This is a genomic window from Streptomyces sp. LS1784, from assembly GCF_020103755.1.
Lineage (GTDB): Bacteria > Actinomycetota > Actinomycetes > Streptomycetales > Streptomycetaceae > Kitasatospora.
The window spans coordinates 1-5,157 of record NZ_JAHSQD010000568.1 but is presented as its reverse complement, the minus strand read 5'-3'; the positions used below and the strand labels follow the sequence as shown (position 1 = coordinate 5,157).

Below are 5,157 nucleotides of genomic sequence, written 5' to 3'. Positions count from 1 at the left end.
GGGCTGGACCTCCCCGGCGCGGCCACCGCCGCCCTCGGCCTGACCGCCCTGGTCTGGGCGCTCACCGCCGCCCGCCGCACCGGCTGGACCGACCCCCAGGTGCTCGTCGCGCTCGCGACGGCAACCGCCCTGCTGCCGCTCTTCGTCCGCCTCGAACGCCGCCACCCGCACCCGCTGCTGCCCCCACGCCTGCTGCGCACCGGCCGGGTCGCCGCCGGAAACCTGCTGATGGCCCTGCTCGGCTCCGTCTGGATCGCCCTGTTCTACCTGCTGCCGCTCTACCAGCAGCGGGTGCTCGGCGACGGACCGCTCGCCGCCGGACTCGGCCAACTCCCGCTCGCCGCCGCCAACATGGCCGGCTCCTGGCTCGCCCCCCGGGCGGCCCGCCGGTTCGGTGCGGCCCCGGTGCCGGCCGCCGCGCTGCTCATCGGGGCGGCCGGACTGCTCTGGCTCACCCGGATCTCCGCAGACGGCAGCTTCGCCCTGGACCTGCTCGGCCCGAGCATCGCCGTCGGCCTCGGTCTCGGCGCGGCCTTCGCCCAGCTCACCGGCATCGCCGTCACTGGTGTCGCGCCGACCGACTCCGGTCTGGCCGGCGGTCTGGTGAACACCACCCGGCAGGTCGGCGGCGCGATCGGCCTCGCCGTTCTCGGCACCCTCGCGGCCGCCGTCACCGCAGGCGCCGCACCCACCCGACCGCCCCTCGACGCCCTCACCGCCGGCTACCGGGCCGCGTTCCTCGGCGGCGCGCTCGTCCTGGCCCTCGCCGCCGCCCTCGCCCTCCTCCTGCTCCGCCACCCGCGCCCCACCGCCCGGACCCGCGACGTCCGTACCCGTCACGCCCACCACGTCCGTACCCACCACCAGGGAGACCACGCGATGCCCACCCACACCCACACCATCGACACCACCGCCCCCGTCGTCGTCCGCCTCGCCATCACCGTCGACGCCCCGCCCGCCCTCGTCTGGGCCCTGCACACCGACGTCGAGGCCTGGCCGAGCTGGAACCCCGACGTCGAGCAGGCCCGCCTCGACGGCGGCCCGCTCACCGGCCCCGGTACCTCCTTCACCTGGCGCACCCACGGCCTGGACATCACCTCGACCGTCCGCGAACTCGCCCCCGGCCGCCGGATCGTCTGGGGCGGCCCCGCCAACGGCATCGAAGGCATCCACGTCTGGTCCTTCGAAGCCGCCGGCGACGGACGGGTGACCGTCCGCACGGAGGAGTCCTGGAGCGGACCGGCCGTCGACGCCATGCCCGAGGCGCTGGAGCAGGCGCTGCGCGAGTCCCTGGAGCGCTGGCTGGACCACCTCAGGGCCACCGCCGAGGGCGCGCACCGCGCCGCCACCGCCGGCTGAGCCCCCGAACCCCCGAGCCCCGCCCTTACCTGCCCGCACCGCTCACGAGAGGACCTCTCCCATGACCGCCGCCTCCGCCCCCAAGCCCTACCTGACCGGCCACTACGCCCCCGTCCCAGACGAGCTCACCGCCACCGAGCTGACCGTCGACGGCCACCTGCCGCCCGAGCTGACCGGCCGGCTGATGCGCAACAGCCACAACCCCAAGCCCGGCATCACCCCCACCCACTGGTTCAAGGGCAGCGGCATGGTGCACGGCATCCGGCTCCGCGACGGCCGCGCCGAGTGGTACCGCAACCGCTGGGTGAAGACCCCCGCCCTCGACGGCGCCCCGTACCTCACCGAACACGGCCCCGACCTGACCGTCTCCACCGCAGGCACCCACGTCATCGAACACGGCGGTCGCCTGCTCGCCCTCTGCGAGTCCGCCCTCCCCTTCGAGCTGACCGCCGAGCTGGAGACCGTCGGCGCCTACGACTGGAACGGCCGGCTCACCTCCGCGATGACCGCCCACCCCAAGGAGGATCCGCTCACCGGCGAACTGCACTTCTTCGCCTCCTCGCCGTTCCCGCCCTACCTGATCCACCATGTCTCCTCGCCCGACGGCACCGTGCTCACCAGTCAGGAGGTGCCGGGCGCGAGCGCCGCGCTCAAGCACGACTTCGCGATCACCGAGCACCACGTGGTCTTCCTGGAGGGCTCGGTCACCTTCGACCCGGCCGACCAGTCGGGCATCCCGTACGGCTGGAGCGACGGCCAGGCGGCGCGGCTCGGCGTGATGCCGCGCGGTGAGGGCGGGGCAGCAGGGGTCCGCTGGTTCCCGATCGAGGCCGGCTACGCGATGCACCTCGCCAACGCCTACGAGGACGCCGCCGGGCGGATCGTCGTCGAGGGCCCGTCGGTCGGCCGGGACGGCTGGCAGCGCTCGTGGAACTGGTGGGTCGGCGCCCCCGACCGCGGCGCCGAGCCCAACTCCGGCTCCCGCGGCCGCCGCTGGGTCGTGGACCTGGCGGCCGGGCGGGTCCGCGAGGAGCAGACCGACGACCTCACCGTGGAGTTCCCGACCATCAACGACGCGTTCCTCGGCCGCGAGCACCGCTACCAGTACGCGCTCTCCTTCCCCGACGACCGAGGTGTCGGCAACCACACCCTGGTCAAGTACGACCGCCGCACCGGCGGGCGTCAACTGCTCCCGGTCGGCACCGGGCAACTGCCCAGCGAGGCCGTGTTCGTCCCCGCCGACGAGCGCCCGGACGCCGACGAGGACGCCGGCTGGCTGCTCACCGTCGTCAGCGATCTGAACGTGAACGCCTCGAAGCTGCTCGTCCTGGACGCCTCCGACCTCACCCTCCCCCCGGTCGCGACCGTCCACCTCCCGCGCCGGGTGCCCGCCATGATCCACGGCTCCTGGATTCCCGACACCGCCCTCGCGTAACACCCCCGTACCTCCACCGACCGCTCCCGGCCGTGCTTCCCCGCACGGCCGGGAGCTCGCGTGCACCCCCGTCAGGGCCGCGGGAGGGCCTTCGGGCTCACGTGATCAAGAAAGCGAGGTTGCAGGCCCTCGTCGCGCCGGTGGGAGTCGCGGGCCTGGTCGGCGGGGCCGGGCACGAGGGGCGCGACGACGTGCTGGGTCGGGTTGGAGCCGCCGTCGTCGTTGTCCTCGTCCGAGTTCACCGAGGCGGTGACCGAGCTCGTCGCCCAGGAGGCCAGTCCGAGGAGGAGGAAGGCGACGAGCAGGCCGCGCCCGGCGCCGCTCAGGACCAGCGGGCGGGTGGCCGATGCCGGGCCCTCCGGCTCGCTGCCCGGCTCGTCGCCGAACAGGCGCTTGGGGTAGGCGGACGAGAGCATCACCAGGTACGCGGTGTAGCGCATCCGGTAGCGCAGGATCGCGGTCGTCGCCTCGTAGAGCGGCTGCGGCATCCGGCCGAGGACCAGCACCACCAGCCAGAGGATGAACGACACCGTCCACCACCCGGCGTACACCAGGCCCTGCACGATCGAGGCCGGGATGACGAGGATGATGCGGAACAGAACGGCGAGCCGGTTCAGCTCACCGGGCCGCAGCCCGACCTGCACCGGGTGGTCGGGGGCCTGGAACCGGAACGGCGGGTAGCGGCCCACGGTGAGCATCAGGTACGCGGTGACGCGGGTGCCGTACGGGACGAACGCGGTGAGGTAGTCCGCCACGAAGCCGGGCAGCCGGCCGAGCACCAGCGCGCCGAACCAGCCGATGACGGTGACGAAGAACGCCACCACCGTCAGCACCCACACCACCACGAACTGGGGGATCAGCAGCAGCGCGCGCAGCAGCACCGTCCAGCGGTTCTGCGGTCCGGACACCGGCATGTCCAGCACCGGGAGCCACTCACGGCTGACGGGGGCGGGGGGAGCCTGCCACATCCGGGCCTCCACGGTCTCGGGACGACGGGACCCGGTGGTCGGGCGCGGCCGGGGGTCCCTCCGAAGATCGCAGCACCCCGCCCGTCCCGCGCGCAGCGCTGCGCCGGACGGGGCAGCCGCCCGACGTGGCGTGGACCGGCCGCCCTCGACCCGCGGGCGTCCCGGGGGGACCTCGGAACGCGTCCCCGTCGTTCGAGCCAAGGGTGCCGCAGACCTCGCAGGACGCGGTCAGGCGATCTTCGCGCAGAGCGGTTCGGCGGAGCCGTGCTTGATGGTCAGCGTCCGGTAGCCGGTGGCGCCGATGTCGATGGTGTAGTCGCCGTCGACGATGTAGAGGTCGCGGGGCAGGTTGCCGGCGTCGGCGCCGATGCCGAGCAGGACCGGGCCGTGGGCGTGCCAGGTCTGGGAGGTGTCGGCGCGGTAGTCGACGACGGACCGGCCGCCGGCGTCCGCGTCGTACGAGGCGCCGGTCGTCGTGTCGGTGATCCGCAGGACGAGGGCGCCGCGGTATGCGGCGCGTCGCACGGTGGTGCCGTCGGGGGCGTACTCCAGGACCCGCCGCTGCACCTGGTCGACGACGGCCTCCATGCGCACGGGGAAGTCGCAGCGGGAGCCGGCCGGAAGGTCGAACGTCGGCGAGGGCCACGGCTCCCACCCGCCCCGACCGGCGACGGCCCCGGACGAATCGGAGGAACCGGGCGGGCCGGATGCGGCTCCGGCCGGGGCGGCCGCCAGGCCGGTCAGGGTGACGGCGATGACTGCGGACAGCATGGTGGACGCGGTGGTGAGCAGGGTTCGTCGCATGATCGGTCCTCCTGGCGAGGTGTCGGGCGTTCAGGGGCCCAGACTGGCAGGCGCCCCTGACCGGATTCTCACCACGAGCCGTGATCGGGCGTCAGGAACCTGCCGGTGGACGATCGGGGGCCGTGTCCGTCCTTCGGGCCTAGGGTGGCCCGTCATGGAGTTCCGACTGCTCGGGTCGTTCGAGGCCTGCCATGAGGGAGAGTCCGTCCTGGCGGGCAGCCGTCGCCAGGAGCGCTGCGTGCTGGCCGTCCTCCTGCTGGAGGACGGCCGGGTCGTCACCACCGACCGGCTGATCGACCTGCTCTGGAACGGCAACCCGCCCGCCTCGGCCCGCGGCACCGTCCACACGTACGTCGGACGGCTGCGGGCCCGGCTGCGCCCGTACGCGGTGGCGATCGAGACCCGGCACGACGGGTACGCCCTCGTGCCCGGACAACATGCCGTCGACGTACGGGAGTTCCTCGACCTGACCGCCCGGGCGGTCGCCACCGGCGACCCCGGCGAACGGCTGCGCTGCCACGGCCGGGCGCTCGCGCTCTGGCGCGGACCGCTGCTCGCGGACGTCGCCGACGAGGCGCTGCGCGGGCGGCT

The 5,157-nt window shown here is 74.2% G+C and carries 5 protein-coding genes; 3 read left to right on the top strand and 2 right to left on the bottom strand.

Annotated features, from left to right (window positions below):
• Both KS423_RS37845 and KS423_RS37840 read left to right on the top strand, forming a co-directional pair.
• Positions 1 to 1,359 (top strand): MFS transporter (locus KS423_RS37845; RefSeq protein WP_224284272.1); only part of this gene is annotated, 1,359 nt, incomplete at its 5' end.
• 61 nt (positions 1,360 to 1,420) lie between these two features.
• Positions 1,421 to 2,794 carry a carotenoid oxygenase family protein gene (locus KS423_RS37840; protein WP_224284271.1) on the top strand — a complete coding sequence of 458 codons (1,374 nt, stop codon included), beginning with the start codon at positions 1,421 to 1,423 and terminating at the stop codon, positions 2,792 to 2,794.
• A gap of 71 nt (positions 2,795 to 2,865) precedes the next feature.
• On the opposite strand, the gene KS423_RS37835 is transcribed toward KS423_RS37840, so the two are convergent.
• Together KS423_RS37835 and KS423_RS37830 are read right to left on the bottom strand one after the other, a co-directional pair.
• The gene (locus KS423_RS37835) at positions 2,866 to 3,762 is read right to left on the bottom strand and encodes a DUF4389 domain-containing protein (RefSeq protein ID WP_224284270.1); all 897 of its coding nucleotides are present in this window, start codon (positions 3,760 to 3,762) and stop codon (positions 2,866 to 2,868) included.
• Between the two features lie 228 nt (positions 3,763 to 3,990).
• Positions 3,991 to 4,566 (bottom strand): hypothetical protein, encoded by a 576-nt coding sequence (locus KS423_RS37830; protein ID WP_224284269.1) that lies wholly within the window; start codon positions 4,564 to 4,566, stop codon positions 3,991 to 3,993.
• A 154-nt stretch (positions 4,567 to 4,720) separates the two neighbouring features.
• Here KS423_RS37830 and KS423_RS37825 point away from each other — a divergent pair.
• Positions 4,721 to 5,157: winged helix-turn-helix domain-containing protein (locus KS423_RS37825; protein WP_224284268.1), on the top strand; the 437-nt coding region annotated here is incomplete at its 3' end.

Excerpts from the sequence above, each read along its gene's own strand:
- KS423_RS37840 (WP_224284271.1), top strand. The coding sequence starts at position 1,421 with ATGACCGCCGCCTCCGCCCCCAAGCCCTACCTGACCGGCCACTACGCC.
- KS423_RS37835 (WP_224284270.1), bottom strand. The coding sequence starts at position 3,762 with ATGTGGCAGGCTCCCCCCGCCCCCGTCAGCCGTGAGTGGCTCCCGGTG.
- KS423_RS37830 (WP_224284269.1), bottom strand. The coding sequence starts at position 4,566 with ATGCGACGAACCCTGCTCACCACCGCGTCCACCATGCTGTCCGCAGTC.